This window comes from Stenotrophomonas sp. HITSZ_GD (assembly GCF_029543105.1).
Taxonomy (GTDB): Bacteria; Pseudomonadota; Gammaproteobacteria; order Xanthomonadales; family Xanthomonadaceae; genus Stenotrophomonas_A.
Map to the genome: position 1 here is coordinate 1 of NZ_JARQXB010000030.1, position 16141 is coordinate 16141.

The window sequence follows — 16141 nt, forward strand, 5'->3', positions numbered from 1 at the left end:
GTCTTGCCGTGGTCGACGTGACCGATGGTGCCGACGTTGACGTGCGGCTTGGTGCGCTCGAACTTACCCTTGGCCATTGTTGTATACCTTGAATATCAGAAAGAAAGAGGGGGAAGGACTGAGCTTGCGCTCAGCCCTTCTTGATCACGGTGTCGGCGATGTTCGACGGAGCCGGCTCGTAGTGATCGAACTCCATCGTGAAGGTCGCACGACCCTGGGTCTGCGAACGCAGCGAGGTCGCATAGCCGAACATCTCGCCCAGCGGGATCATCGCGTTGATGATCTTGCCCGACGGCGTTTCGTCCGAACCCTGCAGCACGCCACGACGACGGCTCACGTCGCCCATCACGTCACCCAGGTAGTCCTCCGGGGTCACGATCTCGACCTTCATGATCGGCTCCAGCAGCACCGGCTTGGCCTTCGCGAAGCCCTGCTTGAACGCCATCGAGGCGGCCAGCTTGAACGCCATTTCCGACGAGTCGACGTCATGGTACGAGCCGAACACCAGCTTGACCTTGACGCCCACGACCGGGAAGCCAGCCAGCGGACCGCTGGTGATGGTTTCGCGCAGGCCCTTTTCGACGGACGGGATGAATTCCTTCGGAATCACACCACCGGTGATGTCGTTGACGAACAGGAAGTCGTCCTTGTAATCCTTGTTCTGCTTGTCTTCCTCGGTGGCCGGCGACAGCTCGATCACGACGTGACCGTACTGACCCTTACCGCCCGACTGCTTGGCGTGCTTGTAGTCCGACTTGACGTCAGAAGCCTGGATCGTCTCGCGATACGCAACCTGCGGCTTGCCGACGTTGGCCTCGACGTTGAACTCGCGCTTCATGCGGTCAACGATGATGTCCAGGTGCAGCTCGCCCATGCCCGAGATGATGGTCTGGCCGGATTCCTCGTCGGTCTTGACGCGGAACGAGGGATCTTCCTGCGCCAGACGGCCCAGGGCCATGCCCATCTTTTCCTGGTCCGACTTGGTCTTCGGCTCCACGGCCATCGAGATCACCGGCTCCGGGAACACCATGCGCTCCAGGATGATCGGGTGGTCCAGCGAGCACATGGTGTCACCCGTGGTGACGTCCTTCAGGCCCACGGCAGCGGCGATGTCGCCCGCGCGCACTTCCTTGATCTCGGTGCGATCGTTCGAATGCATCTGCAGCAGACGACCGATGCGCTCCTTCTTGCCCTTGACCGAGTTCAGCACCTGGTCGCCGGCATTGAGCACGCCCGAGTACACGCGGAAGAACGTCAGCGCGCCCACGAACGGGTCGGTGATGATCTTGAACGCGAGCGAGGAGAACGGCGCCTTGTCGTCCGACTGGCGGGTCAGCTGCTTGGTTTCGTCATCCACGTCGGTACCGGTCACCGGCGGCACGTCGACAGGCGACGGCAGCAGGCGCACGACGCCGTCGAGCATCGCCTGGACGCCCTTGTTCTTGAACGCCGAGCCACAGAACATCGGGACGATCTCGGTGGCCAGCGTGCGAACGCGCAGGGCCTCGATGATCTCGGCCTCGGTCAGCTCTTCGCCGCCCAGGTACTTTTCCATCAGTTCTTCGTTGGCTTCCGCGGCCGACTCGACCATGAACGCACGGGCTTCGTTCGCCTTCTCGACCAGGTCGGCCGGGATATCGCGATACTCGAACACGGTGCCCTGCGAAGCGGCATCCCAGTGGATGGCCTTCATCTTCAGCAGGTCAACCACGCCCTCGAAGCCGTCTTCGGCGCCGATCGGCACCTGCATCGGCACCGGCACCGCGCCCAGGCGCGACTTCAGCTGGCCGACGACCTTGTCGAAGTTGGCGCCGGTGCGGTCCATCTTGTTGACGAACGCGATGCGCGGCACGTGGTAACGGTTGGCCTGGCGCCACACGGTTTCCGACTGCGGCTGGACGCCACCGACGGCGCACAGCACGAACACCGCGCCGTCAAGCACGCGCAGCGAACGCTCGACTTCGATGGTGAAGTCGACGTGCCCGGGGGTGTCGATGATGTTGAAGCGGTGCTCCTCCATCGACTTGTCCATGCCCTTCCAGAACGCAGTGGTGGCAGCGGACTGGATCGTGATGCCACGCTCCTGCTCCTGCTCCATCCAGTCCATGGTGGCGGCGCCGTCGTGCACTTCACCGATCTTGTGGCTGACGCCGGTGTAGAACAGGATGCGCTCGGACGTGGTGGTCTTGCCGGCATCGATGTGGGCCATGATGCCGAAATTGCGGTAACGCTCGATGGGAGTGGTACGGGCCACGGGAGCCTCTCAATTTCTCGGATTTCGGATGGCCGAACGCCGCCTTTCGGCGGCCTTCGGGTTTGGTGTGGCGCGCTGCGCGCCACGATGTTCAGCACCTCATATGGTGCTGCAGGGCCCCGTTTCCAAGGCCCCCGACCTCACCAGCGGTAATGCGCGAAGGCCTTGTTCGCTTCCGCCATACGGTGGGTCTCTTCACGCTTCTTGATGGCACCGCCGCGGTTTTCCGAGGCGTCCAGGAGTTCGGCAGCCAGCTTGCGCGGCATAGAATTCTCACCACGCTTGCGCGCGGAATCGATCAGCCAACGCATGGCGAGAGCCATACGGCGAGAGGCGCGAACTTCGACCGGGACCTGGTAAGTAGCGCCGCCGACGCGACGCGACTTGACCTCGACGGTCGGTGCCACGTTGTCCAGTGCCTTCTGCACCAGCTCGATGGCGTTCGGATTCTTTTCGCCGATGACGTCCATTGCGCCATACACGATTTTCTCTGCAACCGACTTCTTGCCAGACTGCATCACCATGTTGATGAAGCGGGCAATGGTTTCGCTGCCATGCTTGGGATCAGGCAGGACGGTGCGCTGCGGAGTAGAACCTTTACGGGACATTAGTTGATTTCCTTAGCTCTTCGGGCGCTTGGCGCCGTACTTCGAACGGCCCTGGCGGCGCTTGGCAACGCCAGCGGCGTCGAGCGAACCACGAACGGTGTGGTAACGGACACCCGGCAGATCCTTGACGCGGCCACCGCGGATCAGGACCACGGAGTGCTCCTGCAGGTTGTGGCCTTCGCCGCCGATGTAGCTGATGACCTCTTCCTGGTTGGTCAGGCGAACCTTCGCAACCTTACGGAGGGCCGAGTTCGGCTTCTTCGGGGTGGTGGTATAGACGCGCGTGCACACGCCACGACGCTGCGGACACTTGTCCAGCGCCGGGGAGGCACTCTTGTAGGTGGTCGCTTGCCGAGGCTTGCGGACCAGCTGATTGATAGTCGCCATCAGTGGATTCTTCTGATTGGAAGGTCGTCGGACCCTCATGAAAACGACGACAGGCCGAAAGGCCGGCCTGCCGAGAGGCGGGAGTATAGCTGGCAGGTCAAATTCCCGTCAACCGAGACGGTCACTGGCCTGCTGGCCCGTCCAGGGCCGGAAAACGGAGGGCATCCTGCCCTCCCTTTCACTTGTCCCGGCGCGGCGGGTCGAGCCGCGCCGGATACCGCTTACTCCTCGTCGGAGCCAGCCTCGACCGCCGCCGGAGCGGTGGTCTCGGTAGCCGGCGCGGTGCCGGCCAGGGTTTCCATCTCGGACTCGGTGAGACCGGTGGCGCCGCGACGGCGCTGGGTGTGGTACGCCAGGCCGGTACCGGCCGGGATCAGGCGGCCGACGATCACGTTCTCCTTCAGGCCGCGCAGGTTGTCGCTGGTACCACGGACCGCCGCCTCGGTGAGGACGCGGGTGGTTTCCTGGAACGACGCCGCCGAGATGAACGACTCGGTCGCCAGCGACGCCTTGGTGATACCCAGCAGCACCGGGTCGAACTTGGCCGGCAGCTCGTTGCGGGCGACCAGGCGTGCATTTTCCTCGATGACGCGCTGGCGCTCGGCCTGCTCGCCATTCAGGAACTTGCTGTTGCCCTGGTCGGTGATCTCGACCTTGCGCAGCATCTGGCGGGTGATCACCTCGATGTGCTTGTCGTTGATCTTCACGCCCTGCAGGCGGTACACGTCCTGGATTTCCTTGACCAGATAGGCGGCCAGCGGCTCGACACCCAGCAGACGCAGGATGTCCTGCGGGCTCGGCTCGCCGTCCACCACGGTCTCGCCCTTGGTCACGTGCTCACCTTCGAACACGATGATCTGGCGGTACTTCGGAATCAGCTCTTCGTGCTCGCTGCCATCGGTGTCCTTGATGATCAGGCGCTGCTTGCCCTTGGTGTCCTTGCCGAAGCTGATCACGCCCGAACGCTCGGCCAGGATCGCCGGATCCTTCGGCTTGCGCGCTTCGAACAGGTCGGCCACGCGCGGCAGACCACCGGTGATGTCGCGGGTCTTGGACGCTTCCTGCGGGATCTTGGCGACCACGTCGCCCACGCCGACCGGCGCGCCATCCTGCAGGTTGACGATCGAACGCGGCGGCAGCAGGTACTGCGCCGGCAGGTCGGTGCCCGGGATCGACAGGTCGTTGCCCTTGGCGTCGACGATGCGAACAAGCGGACGCAGGTCCTTGCCCTGCGAGCCACGACGCTTCGGATCGGTGATCTCGCGCGAGGCCAGGCCAGTCAGCTCGTCGGTCTTCTCGATGACGGTGACGCCGTCGATGAAGTCCACGAAGCGGATGAAGCCCGCCACTTCCGACACGATCGGGTGGTTGTGCGGATCCCAGTTCGCCACGGTCTGGCCGGCCTTGATCTCGGCGGCGTCCTTGACCGAGATGTTGGCGCCGTACGGCAGCTTGTAGCGCTCGCGCTCGCGGCCATGGGCATCGAGCACGGAGATTTCGCCCGAACGCGAGACCGCCACCAGCGTGCCGTTCGCGTGCTCGACCGACTTGAGGTTGGTGAACTTCACCGAACCGGTCGTCTTGACGGTGATGTTGTCCACCGCCGCGGCACGCGACGCCGCACCACCGATGTGGAACGTACGCATGGTCAGCTGGGTACCCGGCTCACCGATCGACTGCGCGGCGATGACGCCGACCGCTTCGCCGATGTTGACCAGGTGGCCACGGGCCAGGTCGCGGCCGTAGCAGTGCGCGCACACGCCGAACGGCGATTCGCAGGTGATGGTCGAGCGGACCTTGATCGACTGCACGCTCGCCTCTTCCAGCTTGGCGACCCACTGCTCGTCGAGCAGCGTGTTGCGGGTCACGATCGGCTCCTCGTCGTTGCCCGGCAGGAACACGTCCTCGGCCACGACGCGACCCAGCACGCGGTCCTTCAGCGGCTCGACCACGTCGCCGCCTTCCACGATCGGGGTCATGGTCAGGCCTTCCATCGTGCCGCAGTCGACCTCGGTGATCACCACGTCCTGCGCCACGTCGACCAGGCGACGGGTCAGGTAACCCGAGTTCGCCGTCTTCAGCGCGGTATCGGCCAGACCCTTACGGGCACCGTGGGTGGAGTTGAAGTACTCCTGCACGTTCAGGCCTTCGCGGAAGTTCGCCTTGATGGGCGTCTCGATGATCGAGCCGTCCGGGCGGGCCATCAGGCCGCGCATGCCGGCCAGCTGGCGGATCTGCGCCTGGCTACCACGCGCGCCGGAGTCGGCCATGATGTACAGCGAGTTCATCGACTTCTGGTCGATGGTCTCGCCCTTGGCGTTGACCACCTTCTCGGTGCCGATGGTGTCCATCATCGCCTTGGCGATGCGCTCGTTGGTACGCGACCAGATGTCCACGACCTTGTTGTAGCGCTCGCCGGCGGTGACCAGACCGGACTGGTACTGCTCCTGGATCTCCAGCACCTCGGCCTCGGCCTCGGTCAGGATGCCCTTCTTCTCGTCCGGGATCAGCATGTCGTCGATGCCGATCGACACGCCGGCGCGGGTCGCGTAGGCGTAGCCGGTGTACATCAGGCGGTCGGCGAACACCACGGTGTCCTTCAGGCCGAGCATGCGGTACGAGGAGTTGATCAGGCGCGAGATGTTTTTCTTGGTCATCTCGGTGTTCGCCAGGGCGAACGGCAGGCCTTCGGGCAGGATTTCGCTCAGCAGGGCGCGACCGACCGTGGTGTCCACGATCGAGGTCTTCTTCTGCTTGGCGCCGTTGTCGTCCGTCACCACCTCGGTGATGCGGACCTTCACCTTGGCATGCAGCTCGACCACGCGGTTGTCGTAGGCGCGCTTCACTTCGTTGGTGTTGGCAAACACCATGCCCTCGCCCTTCTTGTTCTCCAGGGCGCGGCTGAGGTAGTACAGGCCCAACACGACGTCCTGCGACGGCACGATGATCGGCTCGCCGTTGGCCGGCGACAGGATGTTGTTGGTGGACATCATCAGCGCACGCGCTTCCAGCTGGGCTTCCAGCGAGAGCGGCACGTGGACGGCCATCTGGTCACCGTCGAAGTCGGCGTTGAACGCGGTGCAGACCAGCGGGTGCAGCTGGATCGCCTTGCCTTCGATCAGCACCGGCTCGAACGCCTGGATGCCCAGGCGGTGCAGGGTCGGCGCGCGGTTCAGCAGCACCGGGTGCTCGCGGATGACCTCTTCGAGGATATCCCACACCTCGGCCTCTTCACGCTCGACCAGCTTCTTGGCGGCCTTGATCGTGGTGGCCAGGCCGCGACGCTGCAGCTTGGCGAAGACGAACGGCTTGAACAGCTCCAGCGCCATCTTCTTCGGCAGGCCGCACTGGTGCAGCTTCAGGTACGGACCGACGGTGATGACCGAACGGCCCGAGTAATCCACGCGCTTGCCGAGCAGGTTCTGGCGGAAACGACCCTGCTTGCCCTTGATCATGTCGGCCAGCGACTTGAGCGGGCGCTTGTTGGTGCCGGTGATGGCACGGCCACGACGGCCGTTGTCCAGCAGCGCGTCAACCGATTCCTGCAGCATGCGCTTTTCGTTGCGCACGATGATGTCCGGCGCGTTCAGCTCGAGCAGGCGGCGCAGGCGGTTGTTGCGGTTGATGACGCGGCGGTACAGGTCGTTGAGGTCGGAGGTCGCGAAGCGGCCGCCGTCCAGCGGGACCAGCGGGCGCAGGTCCGGCGGCAGCACCGGCAGCACGGTCATGACCATCCACTCCGGACGGTTGCCGGACTCGATGAAGGCCTCGATCAGCTTAATGCGCTTGGTGAGGCGCTTGAGCTTGGTTTCCGAACCGGTGCTGGCGATTTCCTCGCGCAGGCGGGTCATCTCCGACTGCAGGTCGATCGTGCGCAGCAGCTCGTACACGGCCTCGGCGCCCATGGCGGCGTCGAAATCGTCGCCGTGCTCCTGGCGCGCGGTCAGGTACTGCTCTTCGGTCAGCAGCTGGCGGCGCTCGAGCGAGGTCAGGCCCGGCTCGGTCACCACGTAGGCTTCGAAGTACAGCACGCGCTCGATGTCGCGCAGCGTCATGTCCAGCATCAGGCCGATGCGCGAGGGCAGCGACTTGAGGAACCAGATGTGGGCGACCGGCGAAGCCAGGTCGATGTGGCCCATGCGCTCGCGGCGCACCTTGGCCAGCGTCACTTCCGTGCCGCACTTCTCGCAGACCACGCCGCGGTGCTTCATGCGCTTGTACTTGCCGCACAGGCACTCGTAGTCCTTGATCGGCCCGAAGATGGCCGCGCAGAACAGGCCGTCACGCTCCGGCTTGAAGGTACGGTAGTTGATGGTTTCCGGCTTCTTCACTTCGCCGAAGGACCACGAACGGATCAGGTCCGGCGAAGCCAGCGCGATCTTGATCGCGTCGAAATCCAGCGTCTGGCGCTGCTGGTTGAAGAGGTTGAGCAGGTCTTTCATGGTGTTTCTCCGTCAGGAGGAATACTTGTCGATGGGGACTGTCGGACGCTTGCGGCGGCGCGGATGCCGGTGCGGCACCCGCGCCTGCGCGATCAATTGCCTTCCAGCTCCATGTTGATGGCCAGCGAGCGGATTTCCTTCACGAGCACGTTGAAGGACTCCGGCATGCCCGCGACCATCTCGTGCGCGCCATCGACGATGTTCTTGTACATCTGGTTGCGGCCCTGCACGTCGTCGGACTTCACCGTCAGCATTTCCTGCAGGGTGTAGGCCGCGCCGTAGGCTTCCAGCGCCCAGACTTCCATTTCACCGAAGCGCTGGCCACCGAACTGCGCCTTGCCGCCCAGCGGCTGCTGGGTGACGAGCGAGTACGGACCGGTCGAACGCGCGTGCATCTTGTCGTCAACCAGGTGGTTCAGCTTCAGCATGTGCATGTAGCCGACCGTGGTGTGGCGGTCGAACGGTTCGCCGGTGCGGCCGTCATACAGCTGGGTCTGACCGCTCTGCGGCAGGTCGGCCAGTTCCAGCATGCGCTTGATTTCCGCTTCGGTGGCGCCGTCGAACACCGGGGTCGCCATCGGCACGCCGTCGGTGAGGTTCTTGGCCAGGTTCAGCAGCTCGGCATCGGTGAACTGCGACAGGTCGACGCGGTCCTCGCCCAGCTTCTTCTCGTGGTTGTAGATGTCGGCGAGGAACTTGCGCAGCTCGGACACCGCAGTCTGGGCTTCCAGCATCTGCTGGATCTTGCGGCCCAGACCCTTGGCGGCCCAGCCCAGGTGCACTTCCAGCACCTGGCCGATGTTCATGCGCGACGGCACGCCCAACGGATTCAGCACGATGTCCACGGTCTCGCCGTTGGCCATGTAGGGCATGTCCTCGATCGGCTGGATCATGGACACCACACCCTTGTTGCCGTGGCGGCCGGCCATCTTGTCACCCGGCTGGATGCGACGCTTCACCGCCAGGAACACCTTGACCATCTTCAGCACGCCCGGGGCGAGGTCGTCACCCTGGGTGATCTTGCCGCGCTTGTCGGCGAAGCGGTGCTCGAACTCCTTCTCGTGCGCCTGGATCTGCTTCTGCGCGCGCTCGATCGCCTCGGCGGCGTCGTCGTCCTTCATGCGCAGCTGGAACCAGTCGGACTTCTTCAGGCCGTCCAGGTAGGCGTCGGTGACGCTGTCGCCCTTCTTCAGGCCGGCACCGCCGTTGGCCACCTTGCCGACGATCTGCGAGCGCAGGCGCGCGTAGATCGCCGCTTCCAGGATGCGGAACTGGTCGTCGAAGTCCTTCTTGACGCGCTTGATCTCCGATTCCTCGATCTGGCGGGCGCGCTTGTCCTTCTCGATGCCGTCGCGGGTGAAGACCTGCACGTCGATGACGGTGCCGTCCATGCCCGGCGGCACACGCAGCGAGCTGTCCTTCACGTCCGAAGCCTTCTCGCCGAAGATCGCGCGCAGCAGCTTCTCTTCCGGGGTCAGCTGGCTCTCGCCCTTCGGCGTGACCTTGCCGACCAGGATGTCGCCGGCGCGCACTTCCGCACCGATGTACACCACGCCGGATTCGTCCAGGCGGTTCAGCGCCTGCTCGGAGACGTTCGGGATGTCGGCCGAGATTTCCTCCGGCCCCAGCTTGGTGTCGCGCGCGACGCAGGTCAGCTCTTCGATGTGGATCGTGGTGTAGCGATCCTCCTCCACCACGCGCTCGGAGAGCAGGATGGAGTCTTCGAAGTTGTAGCCGTTCCAGGGCATGAACGCGATCAGCATGTTCTGGCCCAGGGCCAGCTCGCCGATGTCGGTGGACGGGCCGTCTGCCAGCACGTCGCCACGCGCCACCACGTCACCCACGTTCACCAGCGGACGCTGGTTGATGCAGGTGTTCTGGTTGGAACGGGTGTACTTGATCAGCGTGTAGATATCCACGCCCGCGTCGGTCTCGCCGACGATCTCGTTCTCGTTGACCTTCACCACGATGCGGCCGGCGTCGATCTGCTCGATCACGCCGCCACGACGCGCGTTCACGGTCACGCCCGAGTCGCGCGCCACCGCGCGCTCGATGCCGGTGCCGACCAGCGGCTTCTGCGCACGCAGGGTCGGGACGGCCTGGCGCTGCATGTTCGCGCCCATCAGTGCGCGGTTGGCGTCGTCGTGCTCGAGGAACGGGACCAGCGCGGCCGCGATGGACACGGTCTGCATCGGCGAGACGTCCATGAAGTGCACTTCGGACGGCGGCTTGAGCAGCGACTCGCCCTGGAAGCGGCACGGCACGAACTGCTCGGTCAGGCGGCTCTTGGCGTCATGCAGCGCGTTGGCCTGCGCGATGACGTACTCGTTTTCCTCGATCGCCGACAGGTACTCGACCTCGTCGGTGATCTGGCCGTCCACGACCTTGCGGTACGGCGTCTCGAGGAAGCCGTACTGGTTGGTGCGCGCGTACACGGCGAGCGAGTTGATCAGGCCGATGTTCGGGCCTTCCGGCGTTTCGATGGTGCACACGCGGCCGTAGTGGGTCGGGTGCACGTCGCGCACTTCGAAGCCAGCACGCTCGCGGGTCAGGCCGCCCGGGCCCAGGGCCGAGACGCGACGCTTGTGCGTGACTTCCGACAGCGGGTTGTTCTGGTCCATGAACTGCGACAGCTGCGAGGAGCCGAAGAACTCCTTGATCGCGGCGGCCACCGGCTTGGCGTTGATCAGCTCCTGCGGGGTCAAGCCTTCCGACTCGGCCATCGACAGGCGCTCCTTCACGGCGCGCTCGACGCGGACCAGGCCCACGCGGAACACGTTCTCGGCCATTTCGCCGACCGAACGCACGCGGCGGTTGCCCAGGTGGTCGATGTCGTCCACCACGCCACGGCCGTTACGGATTTCGCTCAGCACCTTGATGACGTCCAGGATGTCCGAGCTGTCGCCGTGCGCGGCCACCAGGCGCTTGGACTCTTCGTCGTTGCGCTCGCCATAGTACTTGCGGTCATACAGCACGGCTTCGCCGGTGACTTCCTTGCGGCCGACACGACGGTTGAACTTCATGCGGCCGACCGTGGACAGGTCGTAGCGCTCGAAGGTGAAGAACAGGTTGTGGAACAGGTTCTGCGCGGCGTCCTTGGTCGGCGGCTCGCCCGGGCGCATCATGCGGTAGATCTCGACCAGGGCCTCGAGCTGGGTCTTGGTCGGGTCGATGCGCAGGGTGTTGGACAGGTACGGACCGCGGTCCAGGTCGTTCACCCACAGGGTGCCGACGGCGTCCACGCCCGCCTTGCGGAAGGCGGCCAGCTGGTCGTCGGTGATTTCGTCGTTGGCGTTGGCCAGCAGTTCGCCGGTCGCCGCGTCGATGACGTCATGCGACAGGATGCGACCGACCAGGTATTCGTCCGGCACGGCCAGGGCGGCAATGCCCGAGGCTTCCAGCTGCTTGACGTGGCGCGCGGTGATGCGCTTGCCCGCTTCCACGATGACCTTGTCGCCATCGGCCAGGTCGAAGTTCAGCGTTTCGCCACGCAGGCGCTCGGGCACCAGCTCCAGCTGGACGCCTTCGTCCGGGTTGATGTGGAAGGTGTTGATGTCGAAGAACTCGTTCAGCATCTCCTCGTTGGAGTAGCCGAGCGCGCGCAGCAGGATCGAGACCGGCAGCTTGCGGCGACGGTCGATACGGGTGAACAGCGCGTCCTTCGGGTCGAACTCGAAGTCCAGCCACGAGCCGCGGTAGGGGATGATGCGGGCGCTGTACAGCAGCTTGCCCGAGCTGTGGGTCTTGCCACGGTCGTGGTCGAAGAACACGCCCGGCGAACGATGCAGCTGCGAGACGATGACGCGCTCGGTGCCGTTGACGATGAAGGTGCCGTTGTCGGTCATGAGCGGGATCTCGCCCAGGTAGACCTCCTGCTCCTTCACGTACTTGATCGCCTTGGTGGTCGACTCACGGTCGTAGATCACCAGGCGCACGGTCACGCGCAGCGGGGCGCCGTAGGACAGGCCACGGTTGCGGCACTCGCGTTCGTCGAACACCGGGTCGCCCAGCTTGTAGCCGACGTATTCCAGGGCAGCATTGCCGCTGTAGCTGGAGATCGGGAACACCGACTTCAGGGCGGCGTGCAGGCCATGGTCCGTGCGCTTGGCCGGATCGATGTTTTCCTGCAGGAATTCACGATAGGAATCCACCTGGATGGCGAGCAGGAACGGGACCTCGAGGATCGAGCGCTGCTTGCCGAAATCCTTGCGGATACGCTTCTTTTCGGTGAACGAATAAGACGTCATGGGATCTTCCACCTTGGCTGTGGGGGCCGCGCGTCCGCGGCCCAGAGATTGCGAGTTGTCAGTTGGAAGTCGCTGGTATTGCCGGCACCAGCACGCCTTCTCCCGCTACTTCCAACTACCAACTCCCGAAACTGAGTTGGTTTTCAGGCCGTCAGGGACACGCGATCCCATCAACGGCCAAAGGCCGGGGGCTTTCGCCCCCAGCCTTCAGTGCACCGCCGTGTCAGGCTGGCGATGCAAAGTGCTGCTTACTTGACTTCGACGGTCGCGCCAGCGGCCTCGAGTTCCTTCTTGAACTTCTCGGCGTCTTCCTTCGACACGGCTTCCTTCAGGACGCCGCCGGCCTCGGTGAGGTCCTTGGCTTCCTTCAGGCCCAGGCCGGTGATGGCGCGGACGGCCTTGATGACGTCGACCTTCTTGGCGCCGGCGTCCTTCAGGATGATGTTGAACTCGGTCTGCTCTTCGACGGCGGCGGCCGGGCCAGCGGCGGCGGCCACGGCCACCGGGGCGGCGGCGGAGACGCCGAACTTCTCTTCGATGGCCTTGACCAGGTCCATCACTTCCATCAGGGACTTCTCGGCGATGGCGTCGACGATCTGCTCGTTGGTAAGGGACATTGTGATTACCTTCTGAAATGTTTTCTGGATGGTGTTTCTAGCGGATCGCTAGGGACATCGAACTCAGGCGGTTTCGGCGGCAGGTTCGGCGGCGGCGCCACCTTCCTGCTTCTCGCCGACGGCCTTGACGGCGCGGGCGAACATCGTCACCGGCTCGGTCAGGACGCGGGCCAGCATGGCCAGGGCCTGGTCACGGGTCGGCAGCGAAGCCAGGACGTCGACGTGGCTGGCCGGGAAGACCTCACCACCGATCGAAACGACCTTCGCCTGCAGCTTGTCGTTACCCTTGGCAAATTCCTTGATCAGGCGACCGGCTGCGCCGGGCTCCTCGAGCGAGAACGCATACAGCAGCGGACCGACCAGCTTGTCCTTGACGACAGCGTAATCGGTGCCTTCGACGGCGCGCGCGGCCAGCGTGTTCTTGACAACCTTCAAGAAAACACCGGTTTCGCGGGCCTGCTTGCGCATCGCGGTCATCTGGGAGACCGTGGTGCCAGCGTATTCGGCTGCGATCAAGGAGTGGGCCTTGGCGGCGACGTCTGCCAGCTCGGCGACAACTTCTTGCTTCTGGGACAGATTGAGAGCCATTGCACTCCTCCAATTGAACTCCGCGCACGGCTCCTGCCGCTTGCGGTCCAGGGCGGCATCCTTCCTGGACGCCGGGAACATCGACCGATGTTCCGGTGGTGGCCGTTCTAGACCTGGAGTGAGCCAACCTGGGAAATCCCAGACCGCGTAACCAGAAAAACTCCAGAAGGGCGACACCATCTACGCAGGCCTACCTCCTGGCGGAAGTGGATTAAGCGCTGCTGCGGGACCGGCGGCGACTCCCTGCCATTGCGAGCTTCCTTGCCCGTCGCCGATCTACAAACACCGCGCCTGCGGTCTTTGACGGCTACCGCCGGCACGAGCCGGCGATCGCCTTCAAATGTCCCCGTCCGGACCGGAGCCCGGCGGGGGTGAAACCTGTACTACCGGGACAAGTCGGCCTGATGACAGGCCGCCCTGCCCTTGCATCACTTCAGCGAAAGGCTCGACTGGTCGACGGTGACGCCCGGGCCCATGGTCGAGCTCAGCGACACCTTCTGCAGGTAGGTACCCTTCGAGGTGGCCGGCTTGGCCTTGATCAGGTCGGCCAGCAGCGCCTGCAGGTTCGACTTCAGCGCTTCGTCGTCGAAGTTGGCCTTGCCGATCGTGCAGTGGATGATGCCGGCCTTGTCGGTGCGGTAACGCACCTGGCCCGACTTGGCGTTCTTCACCGCTTCGCCCGGGTTCGGGGAGACGGTGCCGACCTTCGGGTTCGGCATCAGGCCGCGCGGGCCCAGCACGGTACCCAGCTTGCCGACGACGCGCATGGCGTCCGGCGTCGCGATGACGACGTCGTAGTTCAGATCGCCGGCCTGCATCTTCTCGGCCAGGTCGTCCATGCCCACGGCCTCGGCACCCGCGGCCAGGGCCTCGTCAGCCTTGGCACCGGCCGGGGCGAACACCGCCACGCGCACGCTCTTGCCGGTACCGGCCGGCAGCACGGTCGAACCGCGCACCTGCTGGTCGGACTTCTTCGCGTCCACGCCCAGGCGCACCGCAACGTCGACGGACTCGACGAACTTGGCCTTGGTGACGGTCTTCAGGATCTTGATCGCGTCCTCGAAGGCGTACGCCTTGCCCGGGACGACAGCGGCCTGGATGGCCTTCTCACGCTTGGTCTGTGCCATCTGCTTAACCCTCCACCACCAGGCCCATGGAACGGGCCGAGCCCGCAATCGTACGCACCGCAGCTTCCAGCTCGGCCGCCGTCAGGTCGGCTTCCTTCGCCTTGGCGATCTCTTCGAGCTGCTTGCGGGTGACCTTGCCCACCTTCTCGGTGTTCGGGCGCTTGGAGCCCGAAGCCACGCCGGCGGCCTTCTTCAGCAGGACGCTGGCCGGGGTGCTCTTGGTGATGAACGTGAAGGTACGGTCCGAGTAGGCCGTGATGATGACCGGGGTCGGCAGACCCGGCTCGAGCTTCTGCGTGGCGGCATTGAACGCCTTGCAGAACTCCATGATGTTCAGGCCGCGCTGACCCAGCGCAGGACCGACCGGCGGCGAGGGGTTGGCCTGACCGGCCTTCACCTGCAGCTTGATGTAACCGACAACTTTCTTTGCCATGTGCGTGCTCTCCGGGTGCTAGCGCCTGGAATCAGGCTCCCCATCGGGCCGGGAAAGACGTACGCGTCCCGGCATCGCGTTTTCTCTTGCGCAGACGGCCACCGAGCGGTGGCCGAAGGTCCTGGCGGTCGCCAGGAGGAGCGAGCCGCGCAGTATAGCAGGGTTTTGGGGCCGCCGCTCAAGCGGCGGCCGGGACGGGCCTCAGCCCTTCTCGACCTGACCGAATTCCAGCTCGACCGGGGTCGAACGGCCGAAGATCAGCACGGCCACGCGCAGGCGGCTCTTCTCGTAGTTGACTTCCTCGACCACGCCGTTGAAGTCGTTGAACGGGCCGTCGATGACGCGGACCATCTGGCCCGGCTCGAACAGCACCTTGGGACGGGGCTTCTCTACGCCATCCTGAACGCGCTGCAGGATGGCATCGGCCTCCTCGTCGCGGATCGGCAGCGGGCGATCGGCGGTGCCGCCGATAAAGCCCATCACCTTCGGGGTTTCCTTGACCAGGTGCCAGCTCTCGTTGTCGATGCGCGGAATGCCGGCTTCGTCGTGGGTCTCGATCTGCACCAGGACGTAGCCCGGGAAGAACTTGCGCTCGGAACGGCGCTTCTGGCCGGAGCGCATTTCCACGACTTCCTCGGTCGGAACCAGGACATCGCCGAAGCGCTCCTGCATTTCCTCGCGGGCGATACGGTCGCGCAGGGCCTGCGCCACCGACTTCTCGAAGCCTGAATAGGCGTGAACGACGTACCAACGCTTCACTTGATCCTCCTCAACGGCCCAGCAGCCACTTGGTGCCCAACTGGATCAGGAAATCCATACCACCCAGCATCAGGCTGAGGACGATGACCACCACAATGACCACCCAAGTGGTCTGGATGGACTCCTTGCGCGTCGGCCAAACGACCTTGCGCAGCTCGAAGCGCGACTCGGACAGGAACTCGCGGGTCTGCCGACCCTTGCTCGACCCCAGGAAAACCAGGCCGCCCAGCACCAGGCCGACGATCACGGCCAGGCCACGGATCTGCGGCGTCCAGCTGCCGAGCTGGCTGGCACGTTCGGGCGCGGAGAACCAGAACCAAACAAAAAGACCCGCCACCACGAGGACCGCGGAGACGGCGTACTTGATCATGTCGCCGCCGGCAGCGGCAGCATTTTTTGAAGGTTCGATTTTACTATTCATCCGGCTCTGGGTACCCGATCTGACCTGGGTCGTAAGGGTGTTGCGAGATGGCACGCCAGGAGGGACTCGAACCCCCAACCTGCGGTTTTGGAGACCGCTGCTCTGCCAATTGAGCTACTGGCGTACACGAAACCCTTAGACAACGAAGGCGGACCGATGTTCAATCCGGCCCGCCGTTCGCGCGATCCGGCGGCCGAAGCCACCGGACAGCAGGCACTTACTTGGTGATCTTGGCCACCACGCCGGCGCCGACGGTAC

At 64.5% G+C, this 16141-nt stretch carries 11 protein-coding genes and 1 tRNA gene; all 12 read right to left on the reverse strand.

Annotated features, from left to right (window positions below; translation table 11 throughout):
- Positions 1-130: 130 nt before the first annotated feature.
- The 12 genes from fusA to P6166_RS17165 all read right to left on the reverse strand — a co-directional run bounded on the left by fusA (position 131) and on the right by P6166_RS17165 (position 16007).
- Positions 131-2254, reverse strand: coding sequence for an elongation factor G (gene fusA / locus P6166_RS17110; protein WP_277765644.1), 2124 nt, complete (start codon positions 2252-2254; stop codon positions 131-133).
- A 140-nt stretch (positions 2255-2394) separates the two neighbouring features.
- Positions 2395-2862, reverse strand: a complete 468-nt coding sequence (gene rpsG, locus P6166_RS17115) for a 30S ribosomal protein S7 (RefSeq protein ID WP_130317623.1) — start codon at positions 2860-2862, stop codon at positions 2395-2397.
- A 12-nt stretch (positions 2863-2874) separates the two neighbouring features.
- Positions 2875-3249 carry a 30S ribosomal protein S12 gene (gene rpsL, locus P6166_RS17120; protein ID WP_003469157.1) on the reverse strand — a complete coding sequence of 125 codons (375 nt, stop codon included), beginning with the start codon at positions 3247-3249 and terminating at the stop codon, positions 2875-2877.
- Between the two features lie 221 nt (positions 3250-3470).
- Entirely contained in the window at positions 3471-7691 is a 4221-nt protein-coding gene (gene rpoC, locus P6166_RS17125) for a DNA-directed RNA polymerase subunit beta' (protein ID WP_277765645.1), read from the reverse strand.
- Positions 7692-7783: 92 nt separating this feature from the next.
- The gene (rpoB, locus tag P6166_RS17130) at positions 7784-11938 is read right to left on the reverse strand and encodes a DNA-directed RNA polymerase subunit beta (RefSeq protein WP_277765646.1); all 4155 of its coding nucleotides are present in this window, start codon (positions 11936-11938) and stop codon (positions 7784-7786) included.
- Positions 11939-12186: 248 nt separating this feature from the next.
- A complete protein-coding gene (gene rplL, locus P6166_RS17135; RefSeq protein ID WP_277765647.1) occupies positions 12187-12555 on the reverse strand; it encodes a 50S ribosomal protein L7/L12 in 369 nt (122 codons plus the stop codon).
- Between the two features lie 63 nt (positions 12556-12618).
- The gene (gene rplJ, locus P6166_RS17140) at positions 12619-13143 is read right to left on the reverse strand and encodes a 50S ribosomal protein L10 (protein WP_277765648.1); all 525 of its coding nucleotides are present in this window, start codon (positions 13141-13143) and stop codon (positions 12619-12621) included.
- Between the two features lie 428 nt (positions 13144-13571).
- Positions 13572-14270, reverse strand: a complete 699-nt coding sequence (gene rplA / locus P6166_RS17145; RefSeq protein ID WP_277765649.1) for a 50S ribosomal protein L1 — start codon at positions 14268-14270, stop codon at positions 13572-13574.
- Between the two features lie 4 nt (positions 14271-14274).
- Positions 14275-14703: a 50S ribosomal protein L11 gene (gene rplK, locus P6166_RS17150; RefSeq protein ID WP_057648585.1), complete on the reverse strand. Its 429-nt coding sequence runs from the start codon at positions 14701-14703 to the stop codon at positions 14275-14277.
- A gap of 201 nt (positions 14704-14904) precedes the next feature.
- Complete coding sequence (nusG, locus tag P6166_RS17155; RefSeq protein WP_057648587.1) at positions 14905-15462, reverse strand: transcription termination/antitermination protein NusG; 558 nt, start codon at positions 15460-15462, stop codon at positions 14905-14907.
- Between the two features lie 10 nt (positions 15463-15472).
- A complete protein-coding gene (gene secE, locus P6166_RS17160) occupies positions 15473-15883 on the reverse strand; it encodes a preprotein translocase subunit SecE (protein ID WP_277765650.1) in 411 nt (136 codons plus the stop codon).
- Between the two features lie 48 nt (positions 15884-15931).
- A tRNA-Trp gene (locus P6166_RS17165) sits at positions 15932-16007 on the reverse strand.
- Positions 16008-16141: the final 134 nt, after the last annotated feature.

Coding starts and splice junctions, on each gene's coding strand:
- rpsL (WP_003469157.1), bottom strand. CDS start 3,249: ATGGCGACTATCAATCAGCTGGTCCGCAAGCCTCGGCAAGCGACCACC.
- rpsG (WP_130317623.1), bottom strand. CDS start 2,862: ATGTCCCGTAAAGGTTCTACTCCGCAGCGCACCGTCCTGCCTGATCCC.
- secE (WP_277765650.1), bottom strand. CDS start 15,883: ATGAATAGTAAAATCGAACCTTCAAAAAATGCTGCCGCTGCCGGCGGC.
- rplJ (WP_277765648.1), bottom strand. CDS start 13,143: ATGGCTCTCAATCTGTCCCAGAAGCAAGAAGTTGTCGCCGAGCTGGCA.
- rpoB (WP_277765646.1), bottom strand. CDS start 11,938: ATGACGTCTTATTCGTTCACCGAAAAGAAGCGTATCCGCAAGGATTTC.
- rplL (WP_277765647.1), bottom strand. CDS start 12,555: ATGTCCCTTACCAACGAGCAGATCGTCGACGCCATCGCCGAGAAGTCC.
- rplK (WP_057648585.1), bottom strand. CDS start 14,703: ATGGCAAAGAAAGTTGTCGGTTACATCAAGCTGCAGGTGAAGGCCGGT.
- rplA (WP_277765649.1), bottom strand. CDS start 14,270: ATGGCACAGACCAAGCGTGAGAAGGCCATCCAGGCCGCTGTCGTCCCG.
- rpoC (WP_277765645.1), bottom strand. CDS start 7,691: ATGAAAGACCTGCTCAACCTCTTCAACCAGCAGCGCCAGACGCTGGAT.